The sequence below is a fragment of the Bacillus sp. FSL R10-2201 genome (genome assembly GCF_038008665.1).
Taxonomy (GTDB): domain Bacteria; phylum Bacillota; class Bacilli; order Bacillales; family Bacillaceae_G; genus Bacillus_A; species Bacillus_A mycoides.
The window spans coordinates 4,111,138-4,133,710 of the sequence record NZ_JBBOZP010000001.1; the positions used below are offsets into that span (position 1 = coordinate 4,111,138).

At 37.2% G+C, this 22,573-nt stretch carries 23 protein-coding genes; 2 read left to right on the forward strand and 21 right to left on the reverse strand.

Features of this window, described 5'->3' with window-relative positions:
- Positions 1-11 precede the first annotated feature (11 nt).
- From NSQ69_RS21265 to gpr, 20 genes are all read right to left on the reverse strand, one after another.
- Positions 12-365, reverse strand: a complete 354-nt coding sequence (locus NSQ69_RS21265) for a diacylglycerol kinase family protein (RefSeq protein ID WP_002129138.1) — start codon at positions 363-365, stop codon at positions 12-14.
- Positions 362-832 carry an rRNA maturation RNase YbeY gene (gene ybeY / locus NSQ69_RS21270; RefSeq protein WP_002088675.1) on the reverse strand — a complete coding sequence of 157 codons (471 nt, stop codon included), beginning with the start codon at positions 830-832 and terminating at the stop codon, positions 362-364. Before ybeY ends, NSQ69_RS21265 begins: the two co-directional genes overlap by 4 nt.
- Positions 829-2,973 (reverse strand): HD family phosphohydrolase, encoded by a 2,145-nt coding sequence (locus NSQ69_RS21275; RefSeq protein ID WP_002015188.1) that lies wholly within the window; start codon positions 2,971-2,973, stop codon positions 829-831. The genes ybeY and NSQ69_RS21275 overlap by 4 nt, the downstream gene beginning before the upstream one ends.
- Before the next feature lie 196 nt (positions 2,974-3,169).
- Positions 3,170-4,129: a PhoH family protein gene (locus NSQ69_RS21280; protein WP_002015189.1), complete on the reverse strand. Its 960-nt coding sequence runs from the start codon at positions 4,127-4,129 to the stop codon at positions 3,170-3,172.
- A 3-nt stretch (positions 4,130-4,132) separates the two neighbouring features.
- The gene (gene yqfD, locus NSQ69_RS21285; protein ID WP_002184946.1) at positions 4,133-5,332 is read right to left on the reverse strand and encodes a sporulation protein YqfD; all 1,200 of its coding nucleotides are present in this window, start codon (positions 5,330-5,332) and stop codon (positions 4,133-4,135) included.
- Between the two features lie 249 nt (positions 5,333-5,581).
- Positions 5,582-5,875, reverse strand: a complete 294-nt coding sequence (yqfC, locus tag NSQ69_RS21290; RefSeq protein WP_002067170.1) for a sporulation protein YqfC — start codon at positions 5,873-5,875, stop codon at positions 5,582-5,584.
- 107 nt (positions 5,876-5,982) lie between these two features.
- A complete protein-coding gene (locus NSQ69_RS21295; protein ID WP_000054578.1) occupies positions 5,983-6,426 on the reverse strand; it encodes a GatB/YqeY domain-containing protein in 444 nt (147 codons plus the stop codon).
- 15 nt (positions 6,427-6,441) lie between these two features.
- Positions 6,442-6,615, reverse strand: coding sequence for a 30S ribosomal protein S21 (gene rpsU, locus NSQ69_RS21300; RefSeq protein ID WP_000048061.1), 174 nt, complete (start codon positions 6,613-6,615; stop codon positions 6,442-6,444).
- A 465-nt stretch (positions 6,616-7,080) separates the two neighbouring features.
- On the reverse strand, positions 7,081-8,433 hold the full coding sequence (mtaB, locus tag NSQ69_RS21305; RefSeq protein WP_002015193.1) for a tRNA (N(6)-L-threonylcarbamoyladenosine(37)-C(2))-methylthiotransferase MtaB: 1,353 nt from the start codon (positions 8,431-8,433) through the stop codon (positions 7,081-7,083).
- Between the two features lie 6 nt (positions 8,434-8,439).
- A complete protein-coding gene (locus NSQ69_RS21310; protein WP_002015195.1) occupies positions 8,440-9,189 on the reverse strand; it encodes a 16S rRNA (uracil(1498)-N(3))-methyltransferase in 750 nt (249 codons plus the stop codon).
- A 145-nt stretch (positions 9,190-9,334) separates the two neighbouring features.
- Positions 9,335-10,273, reverse strand: coding sequence for a 50S ribosomal protein L11 methyltransferase (prmA, locus tag NSQ69_RS21315; protein WP_002129142.1), 939 nt, complete (start codon positions 10,271-10,273; stop codon positions 9,335-9,337).
- A gap of 28 nt (positions 10,274-10,301) precedes the next feature.
- The gene (gene dnaJ, locus NSQ69_RS21320) at positions 10,302-11,405 is read right to left on the reverse strand and encodes a chaperone protein DnaJ (RefSeq protein WP_002129144.1); all 1,104 of its coding nucleotides are present in this window, start codon (positions 11,403-11,405) and stop codon (positions 10,302-10,304) included.
- A 202-nt stretch (positions 11,406-11,607) separates the two neighbouring features.
- Positions 11,608-13,443, reverse strand: coding sequence for a chaperone protein DnaK (gene dnaK / locus NSQ69_RS21325; RefSeq protein ID WP_002015198.1), 1,836 nt, complete (start codon positions 13,441-13,443; stop codon positions 11,608-11,610).
- Positions 13,444-13,469: 26 nt separating this feature from the next.
- A complete protein-coding gene (gene grpE, locus NSQ69_RS21330; RefSeq protein WP_000392715.1) occupies positions 13,470-14,036 on the reverse strand; it encodes a nucleotide exchange factor GrpE in 567 nt (188 codons plus the stop codon).
- A 114-nt stretch (positions 14,037-14,150) separates the two neighbouring features.
- Positions 14,151-15,167, reverse strand: coding sequence for a heat-inducible transcriptional repressor HrcA (gene hrcA, locus NSQ69_RS21335; RefSeq protein ID WP_002015201.1), 1,017 nt, complete (start codon positions 15,165-15,167; stop codon positions 14,151-14,153).
- A 133-nt stretch (positions 15,168-15,300) separates the two neighbouring features.
- On the reverse strand, positions 15,301-16,440 hold the full coding sequence (gene hemW, locus NSQ69_RS21340) for a radical SAM family heme chaperone HemW (protein WP_002015202.1): 1,140 nt from the start codon (positions 16,438-16,440) through the stop codon (positions 15,301-15,303).
- A gap of 51 nt (positions 16,441-16,491) precedes the next feature.
- On the reverse strand, positions 16,492-16,866 hold the full coding sequence (locus NSQ69_RS21345) for a winged helix-turn-helix transcriptional regulator (protein WP_002015203.1): 375 nt from the start codon (positions 16,864-16,866) through the stop codon (positions 16,492-16,494).
- Positions 16,867-17,055: 189 nt separating this feature from the next.
- The gene (lepA, locus tag NSQ69_RS21350) at positions 17,056-18,879 is read right to left on the reverse strand and encodes an elongation factor 4 (RefSeq protein WP_002015204.1); all 1,824 of its coding nucleotides are present in this window, start codon (positions 18,877-18,879) and stop codon (positions 17,056-17,058) included.
- Between the two features lie 208 nt (positions 18,880-19,087).
- Positions 19,088-19,450 (reverse strand): YqxA family protein, encoded by a 363-nt coding sequence (locus NSQ69_RS21355; protein WP_033707987.1) that lies wholly within the window; start codon positions 19,448-19,450, stop codon positions 19,088-19,090.
- Positions 19,450-20,553 (reverse strand): GPR endopeptidase, encoded by a 1,104-nt coding sequence (gene gpr, locus NSQ69_RS21360; protein WP_341099650.1) that lies wholly within the window; start codon positions 20,551-20,553, stop codon positions 19,450-19,452. The genes NSQ69_RS21355 and gpr overlap by 1 nt, the downstream gene beginning before the upstream one ends.
- A 180-nt stretch (positions 20,554-20,733) precedes the next feature.
- On the opposite strand from gpr, the gene rpsT reads away from it, so the two are divergent.
- Positions 20,734-20,991, forward strand: a complete 258-nt coding sequence (rpsT, locus tag NSQ69_RS21365) for a 30S ribosomal protein S20 (protein ID WP_002088694.1) — start codon at positions 20,734-20,736, stop codon at positions 20,989-20,991.
- Between the two features lie 84 nt (positions 20,992-21,075).
- Here rpsT and holA read toward each other — a convergent pair whose 3' ends face one another.
- Positions 21,076-22,086 carry a DNA polymerase III subunit delta gene (gene holA / locus NSQ69_RS21370; RefSeq protein ID WP_002167654.1) on the reverse strand — a complete coding sequence of 337 codons (1,011 nt, stop codon included), beginning with the start codon at positions 22,084-22,086 and terminating at the stop codon, positions 21,076-21,078.
- A 348-nt stretch (positions 22,087-22,434) separates the two neighbouring features.
- On the opposite strand from holA, the gene NSQ69_RS21375 reads away from it, so the two are divergent.
- A complete protein-coding gene (locus NSQ69_RS21375) occupies positions 22,435-22,569 on the forward strand; it encodes a YqzM family protein (RefSeq protein ID WP_000997609.1) in 135 nt (44 codons plus the stop codon).
- Positions 22,570-22,573: the final 4 nt, after the last annotated feature.

The following is a 22,573-nucleotide window of genomic DNA, read 5'->3' on the forward strand; positions in this document are numbered from 1 at the left end:
TCGGAATGCAACTATACCATATACGGTAAAAAGATAATAGCACCAATTACAGCAGCTATAATTGCAAATAATAAAACTGCCCCTGCTGCAACATCCTTTGCAATTTTTGCAACCGGATGAATATCGGTGGTTGCTAAGTCTACTGTTTTTTCAATAGCCGTATTCACCATCTCTAAACTCATTACAATCCCTATCACAATAAGTACGACAATCCATTCCATTGTTGTAATATGGAAATAAAAGCCGCAGCATATAACGATGACTGCGGCTAAATAATGAATTTTCATATTTCGTTCATGACGAAGACAAAAGTATATACCAGCTATAGCATATCCAAAACTATCTAAAAGTTTTCCTGTTTTCATCGTCCTAATCCAAAGGCCTCTAAAATTTCTTTTTGTCTTCCAAACATTTCTTTCTCATCTTCTTCTGTCATATGATCATAACCAAGCAAATGCAAAAAGCCATGTAGTGCTAAAAACCCAAGTTCTCGATCAAAAGAATGTCCATATTCTTCAGCTTGTTCTTTTGCTCTTGGAATAGAAATAATAAGATCTCCTAACATACGCGGCATCTCTGCACCGACAATTTCCATTTCGCCTTCTCCCATTTCTTCCATAGCAAAAGAAATAACGTCCGTAGGCTGATCCTTATCTCGGTAATCACGGTTTATTTCACGAATACGTTCATTATCTACAAATGTAACCGATAATTCTGCACCTTCTTCTATGTTCTCCATTTGGGCTGCTTTCTCTACTAAACCTCGAATCAAACTTATATATTCGTCTTTCACTTCTTCTGTTTCATCAATAAAATCAATTAATAAACTCATTCTTTCTCCTTTTCTTCCGGCGGTTCCGGATATGTAATACGGGAATGGAAAATACCATTTAACGTTTCACATAACGTTTTTCCAACGATTTGTAGTTCCTTAAATGTCAAATCACATTCACTAAATTGACCATCTTGCAGGCGATCTTTAATAATACTTTGCACTAAATTATTAATCTGATCTGGTGTTGGATGGTTCATCGAACGTACCGCCGCTTCCACACTATCAGCAATACCAACGATCGCCGACTCTTTAGAAGTTGCTTTTGATCCTGGATAGCGGAACATTTCCTCCGTATATTTCTCTTTATCTTCTTTAATCGCATTATAATAAAAATATTTAAGTAACGTTGTACCATGATGCTGACCAGCAATATCGATAATTTCTTGAGGTATATGGTGTTCTTCTAACATTCTCACCCCATCGGTTACATGAGCAATTATAATATCTTTGCTCGTTACAGGGTCTAATCTATCATGCGGGTTTTCAATACCCATTTGGTTTTCAATAAAAAACTGTGGTTGTACCGTTTTCCCTACATCATGATAATACGCCCCTACACGCGCTAATACTCCATTTGCTCCAACTGCTTCACAAGCAGCTTCTGAGAGATTAGCTACCATTACACTATGGTGATATGTACCTGGTGCTTCTAATAAAATTTTACGCAAAAGCGGGTGATTCGGACTTGAAAGTTCCATCAATTTCATACTCGATACAATCCCAAGACCACTTTCTAAATACGGTAAAATCCCCATAGCTAGAACAGAAGAGATAATACCCGAAACAGCAGCCATTAATAATTGCACCCCAATTTCAAGAGGCGAAAAATTCCCGTTACGTAATAATAGCAAAGCCGCTAATACGACTACATTTAATACAGAAACGAGTATACCAGCTTGTAAAATCATCGTACGACGATTTTTTTCTCTCAAGAAAATACTAACTGATAATGAACTTAATAAAACATAAATCCCCACACTATAATTCAGTGTACTCGTTACACCTTCATTAAACATAATACTTCCGCATACAGAAAAGATCATACTCGTTAAAAATACAAATCGATCACCAATCATTAATTTTACAAGTATTGTTCCCATTGCAACTGGAACAACATACGCGATTCCTGCATACTCAAGCTTTTGAAACAAACTAATGATTTTCATTAAAACAATCGTGATAGACAAAATTGTAATATACGCTAAGACATACGGCCTATCTTCTCTTTTCCGCTGTAAAAACACTTCAAACTGCTTATGCATAAAGTACAATAGCACACCAATGAGTACCGCTAACCCAACATAGGGTTGAAAACTGTTCCCTTTTTCTAACAGGCCAACTAATTTCAACTGATTGTACATATCACTTGAAATCGTTTCACCTTCTCTAACAAGGACTTGCCCTTGAAGAATATAAACAGGTGGAACTAAATCTTCTTCCGCTTTTCTCTTCTCTTTTGTTAAGGTCGGATCATAAAAATAGTTTGCAGAAATCGCATATTTCCCTAACGCCTTAATAGATTCCTTTAAACCATTATCAACATTAACACTATTCATCTCACTTACATATCGTTCCTTCGCATCCTTCAATTCATCCATTTTAACATGCTCAGTCATGATACTATTAATAGCTGTAACTGTTGCATCTTTCGCTAATACTAATTGGTTCGAATCCGCATTAATTAAGTTTAGTAAGTTTGAATCAGATAATTCTTTCGTTAAATCAGTAGGCAATTTTTTTTTCAACTTGTCCACTTTTTCAGCATCAGTAATCTTTTTTTGCTCATCCGGTCCAACCGCTTTAATCTCTTGTATCACTTCATCTACTTTAGCAAAGACGTCATTCACAATATCCACTTTATTTTGTTTATACTCACTTTTATATGTATATTGATCTTCAACTTTTGTAGCGGCTTCTTTTTTCTTTTTGTCCGTTGTAACTTTATCTTCAATTTTAATAGGAGAATGGATTGTTTTTTTCGCAATAGAATATGTTGTAACATCTAATTGCTCTGGTTTTACATTATTCATAAGTGCAAAAAACAGCACTGCCCCTAATAAAACGTAAGAAATCCAACTTAGTTTTTTCGAATGTTGTAAATTACGAAACCACTTAGAAATTTCTTGAGATCTTGACATGATTTCAATACCTTCTCCTCTCCAGAAATAAAGTGAAACTATTTATAGCTTTCATTTCTTCTAGGTAACGATACTTTTTGGACAACATTTTTATCCACTATCACCTATAGTTTATTTCCCTCGTCTTTAATGATAGTAAAAAATATGTCATTCGCCAACCTTATCATACAAAAAGAAATGATCCTGACAAATAGGATCATTCCATTTTATCATATGCCTCAATAATACGTTGCACTAATGGGTGTCTCACAACGTCTGTTTGTTCCAGTGTTATGAACGAAAGACCTGATACACCAGATAAAATATTAGCAGCAATAGAAAGACCTGACTTTACCCCTTTTGGCAAGTCTACCTGTGAGGGATCCCCCGTAATAACCATTTTAGAACTAAAACCTAATCGTGTTAAAAACATTTTTATTTGAACACCAGTTGTATTTTGCGCCTCATCTAATATAACAAATGAATCATCAAGAGTACGCCCTCTCATATAAGCAAGAGGTGCAATTTCAATTACACCACGTTCCATCATACGTTGTGTATATTCTTGTCCAAGAATATCATGTAACGCATCATATAGTGGACGTAAATACGGATCTACTTTTTCTTTCAAATCACCTGGTAAAAACCCTAAGCTCTCTCCAGCTTCTACAGCAGGTCTTGTTAAAATAATTTTCTTTACATACCCTTGCTTTAAAGCTCTCACAGCCATTACTACGGCTAAGTATGTTTTTCCTGTCCCAGCAGGTCCTATCCCAAATACAATATCATTCTTTTTCATTGCATGAATATATCGTCTTTGCCCCATCGTTTTTACACGAATGGATTTACCTTTTGCCGTTTTAAAAATTTCCTCTTCATATAATTCTTCGAATTGAGCAATTTTCCCTTGTTGCCCAAGCTGAATCGCATACGCAACATCTCTTTCCGAAATTGATACACCTTTACGGATAACAACAAGTAACTGTTGTAAGATTTTTTCTACGAGCACCACAGTTTCATCTGCCCCAGATACACGAACAGATTCTCCTCTAGTCACAATCGATACACTAAGTTCTCGTTCAATTACTTTTAAATGAGCATCATTTACCCCAAAAAGAGCGATTGCTTCGTTGGGATTTTCCAATTGTTGGTTCATTTCTACTAATTGTTCTGCCATTACTCAGTCTCCTTGAATATCGGATTCAGATATTGGTTGTGGCTCTGCAATATTTTCAATCACTGTATAATGTAATGTGACCTTTAGGTGATCCGCCTCAACCTCTTTACTCAAAATGTTATCACTTACAATCATAGCATGTTCATCCAATTTTTTCTTCAGTTCTTTTTCTGCCATCTCTTTCGCTACTTTCATTGCTTGTTTTTCGGTATATTCTCGGTTCGCTTCTTCCTCTTCTCGTACAATATCTTTCTCGTATGCAATTGGTAATGTAAATCCAAATAATTTCACATCATGTTTTACACTTTCAGTACGAGAGCGCTTATACTTATCCTTTAGAAATCCCCATATTTTTATTTTAGTACTCCCAAATTTAAGGAAATGTTCATTGTATGAATTACCAGTATACACTTGAAATTGTGTCTTTAACGGAACATCCACCTCAGATTTATACCACGTTTCTCCATATACAATCCCTTTAGCCGAAACAACTGTCGGATTCTCCTCATTACCATACATCCCGGATACGAGAAGTTGCCCCTTTTCTACATGGTCATTTTTCATGACAACCGGCTTCCCAACTTCCACAAATGTTTTTGTAATAATCCCTTCTTTTTTTGCTACTAAGTTTTGTGGCTGTTGTTCACTTTCTTTTTTCGGTTCATTTTTTTCAACAATCTTAAAATGATATGTTGTCCCTCTTATTTCTAATCCCGCCCAAGTAATCGCATTAATATTGTCTGTCAAATGACGTTGAACATCTTCTACACTCGGCATTTGGAATTGTAATTTACCTTTTTTTATACCCATTTTGTCCAATTCTTTCATCAATATATATTCCGTTTCAGGTTTTGCTCCTGTAATTTCAATTTTCCACACCATATTTGACAATGCGATCATTCCGAAAAAAAATATTAAAAACCCAATTAAAAATCCACTATTTTTAATTACACGCTTATTCCAAAAAGGAAAACCGTAACGTCCAATAAAATATAATTTACATTCATTTTTTCTATAAATTGGTTTTATCTTTTTCACATCTCGTAATAACATACAAAAAACTAACGTTTCATCAGCTATCTTCTTTACATCCCAAACGAGTAATTTCTTCCGCACACACTCGTTAACAAAGCGTTCCGCTCCTCTACCTTCAATTCGCACCTTTACATACCCAAGCCATTTTATAAACCATTTATTTTTCATCGACTATCTCCACTACCTTTCTAAAAGTAGATACACTACTTTTCAATTCGATTATCAAACTAGCTCGTACTAAAATTTTAATTAGCAGATTCCTTGATCCTCACTAATTATTAACCTTCACGAGCCAATTTTTTACGTGGAACTCAATTCCCACCTATCCTCTTTGTACGAACCGAATATTGAGGCCAGAACGTTACCGCCTGTTAATACAAGGTAACGAAGAAAAACTCCACAAACGGAAGTTTCTCCTCACTCCTCTTTCTTTTCATTTTCTAAAAACGTCACTTGTTCAATAATCCCTTCAAGCAACAGTTCTTCTGGAAGGATTGTTTTAATAACAAAGGATTGACCTTTAATTAATAATTGACCATGTTTCAATAGCAATCTTACCTCTTTATCTGAAAACACTAATAATCCTCGATGATTTTCTATATAGATATGTACTTGCCCAACAAGCGTGATCCGAGGTAGATCCATTAACACATCCACTGGCAGGTCTATTTGCTTCGTTAACCAATTCTTCATTTGTTCTATTTTTTTCATCTCAAAAGACCCCCTCTCATCCCATATGTATGAAAAAAGAGCTTGTAATATCACGTCCAAACTGAAAAAAGCATAAAAAAACGTCTCATACGAAATGAGACGCTTTTTTATGCTAATAGCTGGATAACCAGCTTATTCACAAGTGATCCGTCTGTTTTACCTTTTACTTTCGGCATAACAGCAGTCATCACTTTACCCATATCTGCTTTAGATGTAGCACCAACTTCAGAAATAACTTGCTTAATTATATCCGCTAGTTCTTCTTCCGTTAATTGCTCCGGCAAATATGCGCTTAAAATCTGAATTTCACTTTGCAGTTTATCAACAAGGTCTTCACGACCAGCTTTTTTAAATTCAAGGAGGGAGTCCTTATACTGTTTTACTTCACGAGCTAAAACTGTTAATTCCTCTTCTTCAGTAAGAGTATGTTGCAGTTTAATACCTTCATTTTGTAAAGCAGCCTTAACCATACGAATAACGGTTAATTTTTCTTTTTGTTTATTCTTCATCGCTTGTTTCATATCATCGTTTAAACGACCGAGAAGACTCATAACTTACACCCTCTCTTAGAACTTACGCTTTCTTGCCGCTTCAGATTTCTTCTTACGTTTTACACTTGGCTTTTCATAAAACTCGCGCTTTCTTGCTTCAGCAAGTGTACCAGTTTTAGAAACCGATCTTTTAAAACGGCGAAGTGCATCCTCCAAAGACTCGTTTTTACGAACGACTGTTTTTGACATTCTCTTTCCCTCCCTCCGAAACATCACACTTACATACTAATTTCAGCATGCAAAAAGAAACCCTTCTTCAGCATGTCTTTTACGATTATAATACATTTTATCACTTCAGGTCAACTATTTGGCAGAATAAAAGAAGAATAGATGCCCTTACCTGTTCAAAAGCTATGTAGATAGCTATTATCCTTTTCCCCTGAAGACAACTATATTTTTTATCATTACACCTTTTTTAATACAAGAAAGCATTAAATAACTACTCATTCAACGTACCTGCCTTTTCAGTACTTAACTTCTCCCCAAAAAAAAAGAAAGCATGCAAATTATTTCCGTTTGCATGCTTTTTATCCCGCTATTTGCCAGGACAGTAAGACCCCCACCTCAAAATTCAGCGAAAGCAAAGAACTTAGGTGGGGTCAGGCTGATAATCAGCGTGAATGAACAAAATCCCCCACTGATTAAAGTTTCATTTTATGCGCTTGCTGATTCTTTTTTTACATCATCTTCAAGAACACGAACAAACTGCGCTTCGTTATATGGATAACCAGCTTTTGTAATTTTCACTTTTACTAGCTTACCAATCAATTCTTCAGATCCTTCAAACACAATTTTTAAGTAGTTATCTGTATAACCTACATATAAACCTTCACGGTCACCATCTTTAAATGTCTCTTCCGGAATGATTTCAAGTACTTCACCTTCAAATCTAGAAGCATACTCTTTCGCTAATTGATTTGATAGCTCAATTAGACGGTGAACACGATCGTTCTTCACGTCTTCAGGAACTTGATCTTCCATACGTGCTGCTGGAGTACCTGTACGTTTCGAATAAGGGAAAACGTGTAATTCAGAGAAACGATTCTCTTTAATGAAATTGTACGTTTCCATGAATTCCTCTTCTGTTTCGCCTGGGAATCCAACAATTACGTCTGATGTAATCGCAAGACCTGGTAACGCTTCTTTCAAACGATCTAAACGCTCTTGGAAAAATTCCATCGTATACTTACGGCGCATACGTTTCAATACAGTATTAGATCCTGACTGTAATGGAATATGCAAATGACGTACAACTACTTCTGATTTATCTAACACTTCAATTACTTCATCAGAAATTTGACTCGCCTCAATAGAAGAAATACGAAGGCGTTTCAATCCGCCTACTTCCGCTTCCATATCGCGCAGTAATCCAGCTAAGTTATACTCTTTTATATCTTCACCGTACCCACCTGTATGAATACCTGTTAATACGATTTCTTTATAGCCCGCATCTACTAATTGCTGCGCTTGTTTAATAACTTCTTTTCCATCACGAGAACGCATTAAACCACGCGCCCAAGGAATGATGCAAAATGTACAGAAGTTATTACAACCTTCTTGTATTTTTAAAGATGCACGTGTACGGTCCGTGAAATATGGTACATCGAGCTCTTCATATACACGTGTTTTCATAATATTGCGGACAGCATTAATTGGTTGACGCTCTTTACGGAATTCTTCAATGTATCCTAACATCTTCTCACGATCTTGCGTACCAACAACAATATCTACACCTGGAATCGCCATAATTTCTGCTGGAGATGTTTGTGCATAACATCCAGTTACACAAATTACCGCATCTGGATTTTGACGTACAGCACGTCTAATTACTTGACGGCTTTTTTTATCTCCAGTATTCGTTACTGTACATGTGTTAATAACGTATACATCAGATTTTTTTTCATATTCAGTTCTTTCATAACCACCTTGTTTAAACAATTGCCAAATCGCTTCTGTTTCATAGTGGTTTACTTTACAACCTAACGTGTGGAACGCAACAGTTGCCATTGATTATCACCCCATCAATTCAAAATGATAAGAAGCGGCACTTAACGCATAAAGCGGAGCCGTTTCTGTTCTTAAAATTCTTGGTCCTAAACTACATGGTACAAATTTATGTTCACGAAGTGCGGTTATCTCTTCCTCCGCTAAACCGCCTTCTGGTCCAAATACAATCAGCAGCTTTTGGCCTGGTTTAATTGTCGCTAAAGCTTTCGCAAAATTAGATTTCTCACCTTGTTTCGCTTCTTCCTCATACGCAACAAGACAAACATCATACTCGCTACTCATCGACAGCAGTTGTTTAAATGATGAGGGAACGTGTACTTCTGGAATTTCACTTCTATGCGATTGTTCCGCAGCTTCTTTTACAATTTTTTTCAAACGCTCAACTTTTTTATCTGCTTTTTTCGCATCCCACTTTACAATAGATCGAGATGCTTGAAATGGTAAAAATGCAGCTGCCCCAAGCTCAGTTCCTTTTTGAAAAATTAACTCTAGCTTGTCTCCTTTCGGCAGTCCACTTGCAATCGTCACGAACACAGGAAGTTCGCTTGACGCCTCTACCCATTCTACAATAGTGGTATCCACAAATTCACTGGTAATTTCAGCAATTGAACACTCTGCTGTTTTACCATTTACACAGCAATAAATGTGGTCACCAGCTGACATACGCATCACTCTTGCGATATGATGGACATCATCACCCATTATGCGAATACTTGTCTCATTTACATATTTCTCTTCTACAAAATAACGTTGCATATAATCACCTTAGTAGAGTTTCGTTCCTTTCGTAAGTCAACACTTACGAAAAGAACGAAACGTTATCATTTTCATATAACAAACGGTAAGTCCCTCACCTTATACGGTGAGAGACTCCCCTGTTCTTTATAGACTAAAATCTATATTACGCATTTCGTGCAATAATTGCTACCCAATCTTCCATTCGAAGTACTTCTTCAATTGAAAATCCAGCTGTTTCTAACGCTTCAGAAATTACTTTTTCTTTCGCCCCAATAATACCAGATGTAATAAATAATCCACCTGGCTTCACAACTCTCGCTGCATCTTCAGGGAATAGAAGAATGATTTCCGCTAGTAAATTTGCTACGATTAAATCAACCGGACCTTCAATACCTTCTAATAGACTATTCTGTCCAACATTGACAATGTCATCTGTTTTATTTAAGCGCACATTCATTTCTGCACTTTCAACTGCAACTGGGTCTAAATCATACGCTTGAACAGAAGCCGCACCTAATTTTGCCGCAGCAATACTAAGTACCCCCGAACCTGTCCCCACATCAATCACAGTATCACCTGGGTGAACCGTTTTTTCTAACGCACGAATACACATCGTCGTTGTTGGATGTGTCCCTGTACCAAACGCCATACCTGGATCTAATTCAATAATTTTTTCATCTGGAGAAGACGGTGTATACTCTTCCCACGTCGGCACAATTGTGAATGTATCAGAAATTTGAACTGGATGATAATACTTCTTCCAAGCAGTAGCCCAATCTTCCTCATCGACTTCATTAATTGTAATAGTTCCTTTACCAATTTCGATGTCGAAAGATGGTAGTGCATCAATAGATGATTTTACACCTGCAACCGTTTCGTTTAAAGAATCCGTTTGTGGGAAATATGCTTTTACCAAAACACCCTCACTTGGATATTCATCTGGGTTAAGTGCATAAATCTCACCGTATTGTTGCTTGCGCTCTTTCGTCAACTCCGCTGGGTCCTCAATCGCAACCCCGCTAGCGCCTGCTTCATGCAAAATATGAGAGACAGCTTCTACTGCTTCTTCTGTTGTATGAATACTAATTTCTGACCATTTCACAATTTACCAACTCCATTTTTTATTTCCATTATTCCCCTTTGAAAGCACGTTTAAGCTTTCTGAATAAGCTATCATCCTGCTCTTCTTGCCCTGCAAATTCACGCAATAAATCTTTTTGATGTGAAGTTAATTTCGTCGGCACAACAACACGAACGACTACATATTGATCTCCTTGACCATATCCACGTACGTTCGGAGCACCTTTTCCTTTTAAGCGGAATTCTGTTCCTGTTTGTGTTCCAGCTGGAATTTTCAGCTTCACTTTGCCATGAACGGTAGGAACTTCTACTTCCGCACCAAGTGCCATTTGCGCAAATGTTATTGGCATTTCGCAAATAATGTGATCCCCTTCGCGTTCAAAGAATTCATGATTTCTCACATGAACAACAACATATAAGTCACCTGCCGGTCCGCCATTTACGCCTGCTTCACCTTTTCCAGATACACGAATTTGTTGACCATTATCGATACCCGCTGGAATTTTAACATTGATTTTTTTACGTTTACGAACTTTACCAGAACCATGGCATGTCGTACATTTCTCTTTAATCATTTGACCTGTTCCTGAACAATGTCCACAAGCTTGACGGTTTACAATACGCCCAAATGGTGTATTTTGTTCTACACTTACTTGCCCTGATCCTGAACAATGTTTACATGTTTCTTTTGAAGTCCCTGGTTTTGCTCCACTACCCTTACAAGTATCACATGGATCCTCCACTGGAATCTCAACGTTTAATTCTTTACCAAAAATAGCTTCTTCAAACTCTAAAGTAACTTGATATTGTAAATCAGCACCTTGACGTGGAGCATTTGGATCACGACGTCTGCCGCCACCGCCAAAGAATGAACTAAAGATATCTTCGAAACCGAAGCCACCGCCGAAGTCTCCTCCGCCACCGAAACCTTGATTCGGACCAGCGTGACCAAATTGATCATACTGCGCACGCTTTTGATCATCGCTCAATACTTCGTATGCCTCTTGTACTTCTTTAAACTTTTCAATTGCATTTTCTTCTTTACTTACGTCTGGATGATATTTTTTAGCCAAACGACGATACGCTTTTTTAATTTCATCTTTTGAAGCGCCCTGGCTAAGTCCAAGGACCTCATAATAGTCTCGTTTATTCATAAATTTGCAACCCCCGAATCTTTCACATAAACGTAATTTTAACACCGAAAGAAAGTGCTTTGCAACAAAGTTTCCTCACTTACAGTATGCAAAATAAAAAACTTAAGATCCTCACACATTTCTTCTTATTCGTGAAAAAAGCCAAAGCCAAGGCACGCTTGACTTTGACTTTTTGTCATCTTACTTATTTTATTTCACTGTATTACTTGTCTTCTTTTACTTCTTCAAACTCAGCGTCTACTACATTATCTTTTTTCGCGCCAGCGTCTTGTGCTCCTTGTGCACCTTCTGCTTGCCCTGCAGCCGCTTGAGCTTGCTCGTATAATTTAACAGTTAATTGTTGTACGATTTCTTGAAGAGCATCTTTTTTCACACGGATTTCTTCAAGTTCGTTTTTCTCGATTGCCGCTTGTAATGCTTCTTTCGCTTCCGTTGCTTTCGCTACTTCAGCTGCATCTACTTTACCTTCTAAATCTTTTACAACTTTGTCTGTTTGGAATACAAGTTGGTCAGCTTCGTTACGAAGTTCAACTTCTTCCTTACGTTTTTGGTCAGCATCAGCATTTGATTCAGCTTCTTGTACCATACGATCTACTTCTTCATCAGAAAGACCTGAAGAAGATTGGATTGTAATAGTTTGCTCTTTGCTTGTTCCTAAGTCTTTTGCACGTACGTTAACGATACCGTTCGCATCAATATCGAATGTTACTTCGATTTGTGGAATTCCACGTGGTGCTGGCGGAAGGTCTGTTAATTGGAAACGACCTAACGTTTTGTTGTCAGCTGACATTGGACGCTCACCTTGTAGTACGTGAATGTCTACCGCTGGTTGGTTATCAGCAGCTGTTGAGAATACTTGTGACTTACTTGTCGGAATTGTAGTGTTACGCTCGATTAGTTTCGTGAACACACCGCCCATAGTTTCGATACCTAAAGAAAGTGGAGTTACGTCTAATAATAGAACGCCCTCTACATCACCAGTAAGTACGCCACCTTGAACTGCAGCACCTAATGCTACAACTTCATCTGGGTTTACACCTTTGTATGGCTCTTTACCAGTTTCACGTTTAATTGCTTCTTGTACAGCTGGGATACGAGTAGATCCACCAACAAGGATAACTTTATCTAATTCGCTTGGAGCAAAACCAGCGTCTTTTAATGCACGACGAGTTGGCTCTAATGTTCTTTCAACAAGACCAGCTGAAATTTCTTCGAATTTAGCTCTTGTTAACGTTAATTCTAAGTGTAATGGGCCAGCAGCTCCAGCACTAATGAATGGTAATGAAATTTGTGTTTGTGTTACACCAGAAAGATCTTTCTTCGCTTTTTCAGCTGCATCTTTCAGACGTTGAAGTGCCATTTTATCTTGGCTTAAATCAATGCTATTTTCTTTTTTGAATTCAGCTACTAAATGATCGATGATAACTTGGTCAAAGTCATCTCCACCAAGACGGTTGTCACCAGCAGTTGAAATAACTTCGAATGTGCCGTCTGCTAACTCAAGGATAGATACATCAAATGTACCGCCACCTAAGTCATATACTAAGATTTTTTGCTCTTCATCTTGTTTTTCTAAACCGTAAGCAAGTGCTGCGGCTGTTGGTTCGTTAATGATACGCTCAACTTCTAAACCAGCGATACGACCAGCATCTTTCGTTGCTTGACGCTCTGCATCGTTGAAGTATGCAGGTACTGTAATAACAGCTTTCGTTACTGTTTCACCTAAGTATGCTTCAGCAGAAGCTTTTAAGTTTTGTAAAATGATTGCAGAAATTTCTTGAGGTGTAAAATCTTTACCTTCAACTTCTACTTTGTAGTCTGTACCCATATGACGTTTAACAGACATGATTGTATTTGGGTTTGTAATTGCTTGACGCTTCGCAACTTCCCCAACTTGACGCTCTTCATTTTTGAAAGCTACAACAGAAGGTGTTGTACGGTTTCCTTCTGGATTTGGGATAACCTTTGGTTCTCCACCTTCCATAACAGCTACACAAGAGTTTGTTGTACCTAAGTCAATACCGATAATTTTACTCATGGCGAATCCTCCTACTTTTATGTAAATTATTGATTTACTTTTACCATTGATGGGCGAATCACACGGTCTTTTAGTTTATAACCTTTTTGGAATTCTTCAACTACCGCGTTTGATTCAAATTCACTGTCTTCCACTTGCATAATAGCTTGGTGTTCATTCGGATCAAACTGTTTACCAACAGCTTCAATCGCTTCAACACCTTCTTTAGTCAACGCTTCTAGCAATTGACGATGCACCATTTCCATACCTTGTAACAAGGATTTCGTTTGCTCGTCAGTCGCTTCCACTTGCATCGCTCTTTCAAAATTATCAAGAGCTGGCAAAATATCTGAAACTAGACTTTGTGCTCTATATTTATCAGCAGCCTGTTTATCCATTTGGACACGGCGCTTATAATTTTCAAAATCAGCTTGTAGACGTAATGTGCGACCTTCCGTTTCCGTTAGTTTCGCTTGTAACTCATCTACTTTTTCTTGTAAAAGAGCAGCCTCACTTTTTTCTTCTACAGTTTTTTCACTGTTTTCTGGCGTGACAGCTTCTTCAACTTGCGCTTCTTTCACTTCTTCTACCACTTGTTCGTTACGCTCTTCCACAATTTTCACCTCCTTAAAAGGTATTAGGTATCATGCTTAGCATGATTACCTAAGCATTATATATTACACACAGCAATGAAAATTTCATCACTTGAGCGAATGTATTACTCTCATTTACTTTTTAAGTCCGTCTGTAAATTGTCTTGTAAATAACTGCAGTAAACTAATTACACGAGAGTATTGCATTCTCGTCGGACCTAAAATTGCAATTGTTCCAAGTTGCTCTTCTCCAATCGAATACGTTGCAGAAATCAAACTGCAATCCTCCATTGCCGTAGAAGAATTTTCTCTACCAATTTTCACTTGAATTCCGACTTGTTTATGACGCAAAATGTCATAAAACGCAGCCTCATTATCAATCATCGTCAGCAAAGATCTTACTTTGTGAATGTCATGGAACTCTGGTTGCGAAAGCATATTTGCTTTTCCTCCAAAGTATATCTTTTCCGATAAAGGGACTTGAAATGTACCATCTAACATTTTTATTGCACTATCGTAATTATGAACATACCCACGCAAGACTGTAACAATCTCTTTAAAGATTTTATTATGAAGTTCTGCCATAGGTATACCAGATAGCTTTTCATTTAAAATATTAACCATTTTTTCTAAATCTGATAAATCAACAGATTCCGGAACGGTAATCGTTTTACTTTGCACATGCCCTGTATCTGTTACAATAATAGCGACTGCTGTTTGACGATCAAGCGGTACAATTTGTACATTTTTAAGTTTATTTGTGCTCAATTTGGGACCAAGAACAATGGCCGTATAATTCGTAAGCTCTGATAAAATTTGAGCTGATTGTTGCGCAATTTTTTCTGCTTCAAAAATTCTTTCAGCAAATAAATCTTTAATTTGTACAATTTCATCGGTCGGTAAGTTTTGCGGCGCTAAAAGATGGTCTACATAAAATCGGTATCCTTTTTCAGAAGGAACACGCCCAGAAGAACTATGCGTTTTTTCAATAAATCCTAATTCTTCTAAATCAGCCATTTCATTTCGAATAGTAGCTGAACTAAACGTAATTTCATCTTTCTTAGCCAACGTCCTCGAACCAACTGGTTGCGCTGATCCAATAAAGTCATCAACAATTGTTTGTAAAATTAAGAGCTGACGTTCCGTAAGCATCTCATCATCACCTCTGTTAGCACTCTTTGTCTTCGAGTGCTAAATCTATTAATAACTTACCAAAATTGACATTCAATTGTCAACGGAAACGTCACGAAATAACAAAAATTTTTCACGCTTATGGCACATTTAATTAATCAATCAAAAATGACTGGAATACTTCATTCCCTAATAGTTTCCCTTTCCTCGTTAAACAAACATGTCCATCTCTGTTTTCAAGTAATCCTTGTTCTTGATTACTTTGTAACTGCTTTGCAAAAACATGGTCCATCTCCACATTAAATTTCTTTTGGAATTCTAACTTAGAAACACCTTTTGTTTTTCGAAGTCCTAAGAACAACTCTTCTTCCATTTTTTCTTTCTCTGTCACTGGATGAACATCTAAATATGGAAATCCTGTCTCATCAATTTTAGTGAAATATTGCTTGAGCGGACCTACATTTTGAATTCGTTCCCCGTTCACATAGCTATGCGCTCCAGCTCCAAATCCATAATACTCTTCATTATTCCAGTATGTGAGATTATGTCTACTTTCATTATTACCTTTTGAGAAGTTACTAATCTCATACTGGTTATAACCATGTTTCTCCATTTCATCCATTACCATTTCGTACATTTTCGCTTCATGGTCTTCACCTGGAAGTCTTAATTTCCCTTTATTCATTAAGTTATAAAATACGGTTTTCGGTTCCACAATTAAGGAATATGCCGAGAAATGTTGTACACCAAGCGTAAAGGCAATGTCTAATGTTTCCTTTACATCTTCTATCGTCTGTCCTGGCAGAGCATAAATTAAATCTACATTAATATTTGTAAAACCAACTTCCTGCGCTTCTCGAATTGCTACGAATGCATCTTCTCTCGTATGCCTGCGTCCAATCTTCTCAAGTAGCTCATCACGAAACGTTTGCACACCAAAACTAATTCGGTTTACTCCACCTTCTAGCAATACGTTCAACTTCTCTTTCGGTAAATCACCTGGATTCGCTTCAAATGTTAATTCACAATTCGGCGCAAATGGACGCAAACGACGGTTAATGATGTCGAGTAGTTTTTTTGTTTGCTCCATATTTAAAGCTGTCGGAGTTCCTCCGCCAACAAAAATCGTTTTCATACTTTCAAACGGTACTTTTTGAACCGTATTTATTATTTCTTTCTCTAAATATTGTAAGTATTGATCAACCGGTTGGCGTTCAATAAATACTTTATTAAAATCACAATAGTGACAAATATGCTGACAAAATGGAATATGAATATATGCAGCTTGTACCAAATATAACTCCTACCTTTCTAAAAAGAAAACCTCCGCACTCCGGAGGATTCTTTACTTCTCTACTGTATTACGGATTTGTTCCATTCGCATTTTTCCCCAATCATACATCATTTCAACGATCGGTAAAAGCGACATACCTAATTCCGTCATATAGTACTCAACACGCGGAGGAATTTCCGGGTATACCGTTCGATCAACAATCCCGTCCTCCATTAACTCTTTCAATTGATTTGACAACACTTTATGAGAAATGCTCGGGAACAGACGTTGCAATTCACTAAAACGATGCGGACCTTCCACACCTAAGTGCCACAATATCACAACTTTCCACTTCCCACTAATTATAGAAAGCGTCAGTTCCTTTTCGCAATTAAAATTACCTTTTTGTATTTTCTCTCGAATATCTTTTCGAATATTTTCGGACATTAATAGTCTCCTAACTCTATATCAATCACTAAAAAGCTCTCTCACTATTGTAAATGAGAGATGCTAAGATGTCTAAAAAGTAGCATATAAAAAAGAAGCCGAACGAACGGCTTCTACTTTTATCACGATTGGTGCGGGCTAATAATTAGCGAAGAATAGAAAAATCCCCACTAATTATAGTTCACTCCATTAGTTATCATCCATTTTCAGTACAGCCATGAATGCTTCTTGCGGCACTTCTACAGAACCAACAGACTTCATACGTTTTTTACCTTCTTTTTGCTTATCAAGAAGTTTACGCTTACGAGAAATGTCACCACCGTAACATTTTGCAAGTACGTTTTTACGCATCGCCTTAATTGTAGAACGAGATACAACTTTATTTCCGATAGTCGCCTGAATTGGCACTTCAAACTGTTGTCTTGGAATTAATTTCTTTAATTTCTCTACAATTACTTTACCACGGTCATACGCTGAATCACGATGTACAATAAATGATAAAGCATCCACTTGTTCATTATTTAAAAGAATATCCATTTTCACAAGTTTAGATGGTTTATAACCAATTAACTCGTAGTCAAATGATGCATATCCTTTCGTATTTGATTTCAATTGATCGAAGAAATCATATACGATTTCTGATAACGGGATTTCATATGTCAATGTAACACGTGTTTCATCTAAATATTGCATATCAATAAACGTTCCACGTTTCCCTTGGCAAATTTCCATTACAGCTCCAACATAGTCATTCGGAACCATAATTGCAGCCTTCACAAACGGCTCTTCTACACGATCGATAGTCTGTGGATCTGGCATATTAGATGGATTATCAACAATAAAATCTTCACCGTTTGTTAAATACACTTTATAAATAACACTTGGCGCTGTTGTAATTAAGTCAATCTTGAATTCACGTTCAATACGTTCTTGAATAATCTCCATGTGAAGAAGCCCTAAGAAACCACAACGGAAACCAAAACCTAAAGCTTGAGATGTTTCAGGCTCAAATTCAAGAGCAGAATCATTCAATTCTAGTTTTTCTAACGCATCACGTAAGTCGTTATAACGTGCAGAATCGATTGGATATAAACCACAGAATACCATTGGGTTTAATTTTCGATACCCTTTTAACGGCTCTGCAGCCGGACGTTTCGCATGTGTGATCGTATCACCTACGCGTGTATCACCTACATTTTTAATAGATGCTGCCAAGAAACCTACATCACCTACTGTTAACTCGTCACGTTGCGTCGTTTTCGGTGTAAACACACCTACTTCTGTTACTTCAAATTCTTTTCCAGTTGCCATCATACGTACTTTATCGCCAACTTTTACCGTTCCATTTACAACACGGATATATGCAATTACACCACGGTACGGATCATATAAAGAATCGAAAATCATACATTGTAACGGCTCTTCTGAATCACCTGTTGGAGCTGGTACCTTTTCAACGATTTGTTCTAAAATTTCTTCAATACCAATGCCAGCTTTCGCTGAAGCAAGTACAGCTTCCGATGCATCTAAACCAATTACATCTTCTACCTCTTGACGTACGCGTTCTGGGTCTGCACTTGGTAAGTCGATTTTATTAATAACTGGTAAAATTTCTAAATTATTATCAAGCGCTAAATATACGTTCGCTAATGTTTGCGCCTCAATTCCTTGCGCTGCATCCACTACAAGAATTGCACCTTCACAAGCCGCTAAACTACGAGATACTTCGTACGTAAAGTCGACGTGTCCTGGAGTATCGATTAAGTGAAGAATATACTCTTCACCGTCTTTCGCTTTATACGTTAGTTGTACTGCATTTAATTTAATTGTAATACCACGCTCACGCTCCAACTCCATAGAGTCAAGCAATTGCGCCTTCATTTCGCGCTGTGCCAACGCGTTTGTTTTCTCCAAAATACGGTCTGCCAACGTTGATTTCCCGTGGTCAATGTGAGCAATGATGGAGAAGTTACGAATTTTGGACTGTCTTTTTGCTCTTTCTTCTTTATTCATCTATGTTCTCAACTCCTAATAGTCTCGCCAATATACACTAGCACTGATTATATCAATAGAGCAGCAAAGATTCAATGAAAACTCGTGCTGCTTACAATACAAATCACTCTATCTATATCTTATGCGAACAAACCATAAGAGACAAACCTTTTTCAAATTAAAAGACAGCTCTCTTACAAACATAAGACAACCATCCTTCCCGCTACCCTTAACTAAAAATTCCTTTTATTGCCCCAACAACTATATCCGTTCCAAACTTTGTCATATCACGAGCAACACTTGCTATCGCCATACCGATACCTTCTACAACATTAAAACTTCTTAAGCTTTCTAACTGTTTTTGTTTTTCAATAGCCGAAAACGTCTCTCCCGAAATTTCCGATTCAGCCCCAGTGCCTTCTGTTCCTGTCATATGAGCAATTTGTTCATATGACAGCTGACGATATCCCTTCATACTTTTTAGACCATGATTAGCGAGTCCCACTCCAGCTATCATCATAAGCAAACATAAGACTGTACCGCATATACATAACAGCGTAAATTGACTCAAGCTATTTCTGCCTCTTTCCATCAATGTGTATATGCCCCTGTATTATCCTGATCAATCTGATGATGCAGCGCTGCATTTAAACCACTGGCTATTACATTTGCCATATCCTCAATAAACGCATCTACTTCTTTTGGAGTTACCATTAAATTATGACCAAGAGGAGATAACACTTCATAAATTAACTTTCTCTTTTCTTCTTCTTCTAACGTACCAATAGCTCCTAAAAACATATTTCGACTCTTTTCATCTGGCATATCTTCTTCTGTTAATTTTTTCTTTTCTCCAAATGTAAAACCTGCTGGCAATAAAGAGCGTGACGGTTTGTTCCCTTCTTTCAGTTCCCGGCCAAAATGTTTCAAAATAAAATCAATTGTATCACTCGTAATCGAAACAGCATCTACCACAGTTGGCACACCAATTGCGATAACAGGAATACCTAATGTTTCTTTACTTAGTTCCTTACGCTTATTCCCAACACCAGATCCTGGATGAATTCCTGTATCAGAAATTTGTATCGTACTATTTACTCGTTCAATAGAACGCGCAGCTAATGCATCAATTGCGATGACAAAGTCTGGTTTTGTCTTCTCAATAATTCCGTAAATGACATCGCTCGTTTCAATCCCTGTAATTCCCATTACCCCTGGACGAATGGCACTAACAGGTCTAAACCCCTCTTCCACACTTTCAGGCTGCAATTTAAACAAATGTCTCGTCACCAATACGTTCTCTATAACTATCGGTCCGAGTGCATCCGGCGTTACATTCCAATTCCCAAGACCTACGATTAAACAACTCGCTTCTTTTGAAACTCCAACCTCTTCTAAGAAATAAGAAAATTCTTTTGCAAAAATACGCTCTACCTTTTGCTGAAGTTCCGTATCTTGTTGTCGTATACCTTGCACCTCAAGAGTTAAATAACTTCCAGGTTTTTTCCCCATCGACTCAGATGCAATTTCATCAATAGTTACTTTTGTAATTGTAACTCCCTCTTCTTCCCTCTCTTTTACAATAACTCCCTGTATCCCTTTTTGTTCTTCTTGGCGCTCTTGTAGCATTTGGTGCGCCTCTACAGCAAGGTCAGTTCTAACACTATATTTACTTAAATCTAATGGTTCTTTCATCGTATCTCCTCCGTAATTCATAGTAAATATCGTTAGATTTCCCCAAGTTATATTAGGTCATTCTTTCCTTTACGTGAAATTTCATTGATATACTATTGCAATTCTCTTCACCGTTTGATAAAATATCACTTGTTCTATGTAAGAATCGAGTCATTCGATTGCACCAGGGAGGTGAAAAGTATGGCAAACATCAAATCTGCTATCAAACGCGCTAAACTTAGCGAAGAGCGTCGTTCACATAACGCTTCTATCAAGTCTGACATGCGTACTGCTGTTAAAACTGTAGAAACTTTAGTTACTAATAACGATCTTGAAAATGCTAAAGAAGCTTTCAAAACTGCTTCTAAAAAACTTGACAAAGCAGCTCGTAAAGGTCTTATCCACCAAAACGCTGCAGCTCGTCAAAAATCTCGCTTAGCGAAACAAGTAAACGCGTAAGGCGTTTAAAAAACGATCCATTCGGATCGTTTTTTATATACACAAAAAAGTTCACGTACTAAGTACGTGAACTTTTTTGTGTCACTACATATGATTTAACCGCATTAAGAAAAACTCAAGCACAAGTTTCTTATCCATCTTTCCAGTCTTCATACTATAATCAGCTTCCGCCAATTCTATAATAACTTTTTTTAATTCTTCAAAAGAGAAAAACTTCGTTTGATTCATCGCCAACTTTACCCGGTACGGATGTACACCAATATGGGACGCGATTTGATTTTGTCCGTAACCACGCTGTTGCAACTCTTTCACTTGATGCAGCAAGCGGAACTGACTTACTAATAAAGCGAGCAGTTTAATCGGTTCTTCCTGCTGTGTAAATAATCCGTCTAAAATTTGCATCGCACCAGCGATATCTTTTTTCACCACTTTTTCTGTTAAAGCAAACACGTTTTGCTCAACAGATTTCGGCACAAGTTCCGTGACAAGTTTTGGCATAATTTCTCCGCCCATACCGACGTATAACGTTAACTTGTCCATTTCCTTCGCTAACATTGTTACATTACTTCCCACAAGCTCTAACAATAAACTAACAGCTGCATTATCAATATGCACATGCACCTCATCCGCACGAGAAACAATCCACTTCTGAACATCCTGCACTTGCATCGCATTTGCTTCTATTACATCCGCTGTTTTCTTTAATAGTTTTGTAATTTTTTTTCGTTCGTCTAATTTTTCATAAGGCGCAACAAAAACAAGAATAGAAAAAGGAGATGGCTCCCCAATATATTCTTCTAAAATTTTTATATTTTGTTCTAATTTTTCTTTTTGTGCCGTTAAAAATAGTGGTGATTTTATTAATATAACTTTACGCTCTCCAAAAAAAGGAAGCGTATGCGCATCCTCAACTACATCTTCTAAATACGCTTCTTCCAAATCGTATGTCACAACATTAAACTCTCGATCTTCCTCTTCAAGCGCTTCCGTTGTAATAAGCTTTATCGTTTCATTTATAAAATAAGCTTCCGTTCCATACAGTACATACAACGGAGCGAACTGTTTCTTTTTAATCTTCTTATGTATATCACTCATATTTTTTCCTACTCCCTAACTTAGCAATATATATTTATACTAATGCCCTAGCTTTTGTTTTACAAGTACAAAGGGACGGTCTTTATAACCCGCCCCTTTATTTATATAAAACGCCACGCAATAAGCCCCGGATTTCTTATTGGTGTGCGGTAATCACCTTCCCTTTATTATTTACAATAATAATCTTAGTATAAGTGCCAACTGTTAACATGATTGGAAATGAAAAATTCACGCTACTTAACTAACTAGAAAAAGTATACAAATACTCTATTTCACTTCATATGGAAATTGTAGATTTTTTTCTGACAATATTTTATACTAAAATGGAATGTTGGGGAGGGATTCTAAATGAATGATTTTGAACAAAACGTTCAAAGTAAACGCAATGACGCTATTGATTCAGGGGTAGGATTTATCGTCTCATTTGGTTTTTTCGCAACACTTTTCATTATTGCAACTGTTATTAAATTCATCGGTTCTTAAAGGC

Bases quoted from the DNA above. Each gene is read 5' to 3' on its own strand.
- NSQ69_RS21310 (WP_002015195.1), bottom strand. From the start codon at position 9,189: ATGCAACGTTATTTTGTAGAAGAGAAATATGTAAATGAGACAAGTATT.
- hrcA (WP_002015201.1), bottom strand. From the start codon at position 15,167: ATGCTTACGGAACGTCAGCTCTTAATTTTACAAACAATTGTTGATGAC.
- yqfC (WP_002067170.1), bottom strand. From the start codon at position 5,875: ATGAAAAAAATAGAACAAATGAAGAATTGGTTAACGAAGCAAATAGAC.
- lepA (WP_002015204.1), bottom strand. From the start codon at position 18,879: ATGAATAAAGAAGAAAGAGCAAAAAGACAGTCCAAAATTCGTAACTTC.
- rpsT (WP_002088694.1), top strand. From the start codon at position 20,734: ATGGCAAACATCAAATCTGCTATCAAACGCGCTAAACTTAGCGAAGAG.
- NSQ69_RS21275 (WP_002015188.1), bottom strand. From the start codon at position 2,973: ATGTCAAGATCTCAAGAAATTTCTAAGTGGTTTCGTAATTTACAACAT.
- NSQ69_RS21375 (WP_000997609.1), top strand. From the start codon at position 22,435: ATGAATGATTTTGAACAAAACGTTCAAAGTAAACGCAATGACGCTATT.
- dnaJ (WP_002129144.1), bottom strand. From the start codon at position 11,405: ATGAATAAACGAGACTATTATGAGGTCCTTGGACTTAGCCAGGGCGCT.
- yqfD (WP_002184946.1), bottom strand. From the start codon at position 5,332: ATGAAAAATAAATGGTTTATAAAATGGCTTGGGTATGTAAAGGTGCGA.
- mtaB (WP_002015193.1), bottom strand. From the start codon at position 8,433: ATGGCAACTGTTGCGTTCCACACGTTAGGTTGTAAAGTAAACCACTAT.
- rpsU (WP_000048061.1), bottom strand. From the start codon at position 6,615: ATGTCAAAAACAGTCGTTCGTAAAAACGAGTCTTTGGAGGATGCACTT.
- NSQ69_RS21295 (WP_000054578.1), bottom strand. From the start codon at position 6,426: ATGAGTCTTCTCGGTCGTTTAAACGATGATATGAAACAAGCGATGAAG.
- ybeY (WP_002088675.1), bottom strand. From the start codon at position 832: ATGAGTTTATTAATTGATTTTATTGATGAAACAGAAGAAGTGAAAGAC.
- NSQ69_RS21280 (WP_002015189.1), bottom strand. From the start codon at position 4,129: ATGGCAGAACAATTAGTAGAAATGAACCAACAATTGGAAAATCCCAAC.
- NSQ69_RS21355 (WP_033707987.1), bottom strand. From the start codon at position 19,450: ATGGAAAGAGGCAGAAATAGCTTGAGTCAATTTACGCTGTTATGTATA.
- dnaK (WP_002015198.1), bottom strand. From the start codon at position 13,443: ATGAGTAAAATTATCGGTATTGACTTAGGTACAACAAACTCTTGTGTA.
- holA (WP_002167654.1), bottom strand. From the start codon at position 22,086: ATGAGTGATATACATAAGAAGATTAAAAAGAAACAGTTCGCTCCGTTG.
- NSQ69_RS21345 (WP_002015203.1), bottom strand. From the start codon at position 16,866: ATGTCCGAAAATATTCGAAAAGATATTCGAGAGAAAATACAAAAAGGT.
- gpr (WP_341099650.1), bottom strand. From the start codon at position 20,553: ATGAAAGAACCATTAGATTTAAGTAAATATAGTGTTAGAACTGACCTT.
- NSQ69_RS21265 (WP_002129138.1), bottom strand. From the start codon at position 365: ATGAAAACAGGAAAACTTTTAGATAGTTTTGGATATGCTATAGCTGGT.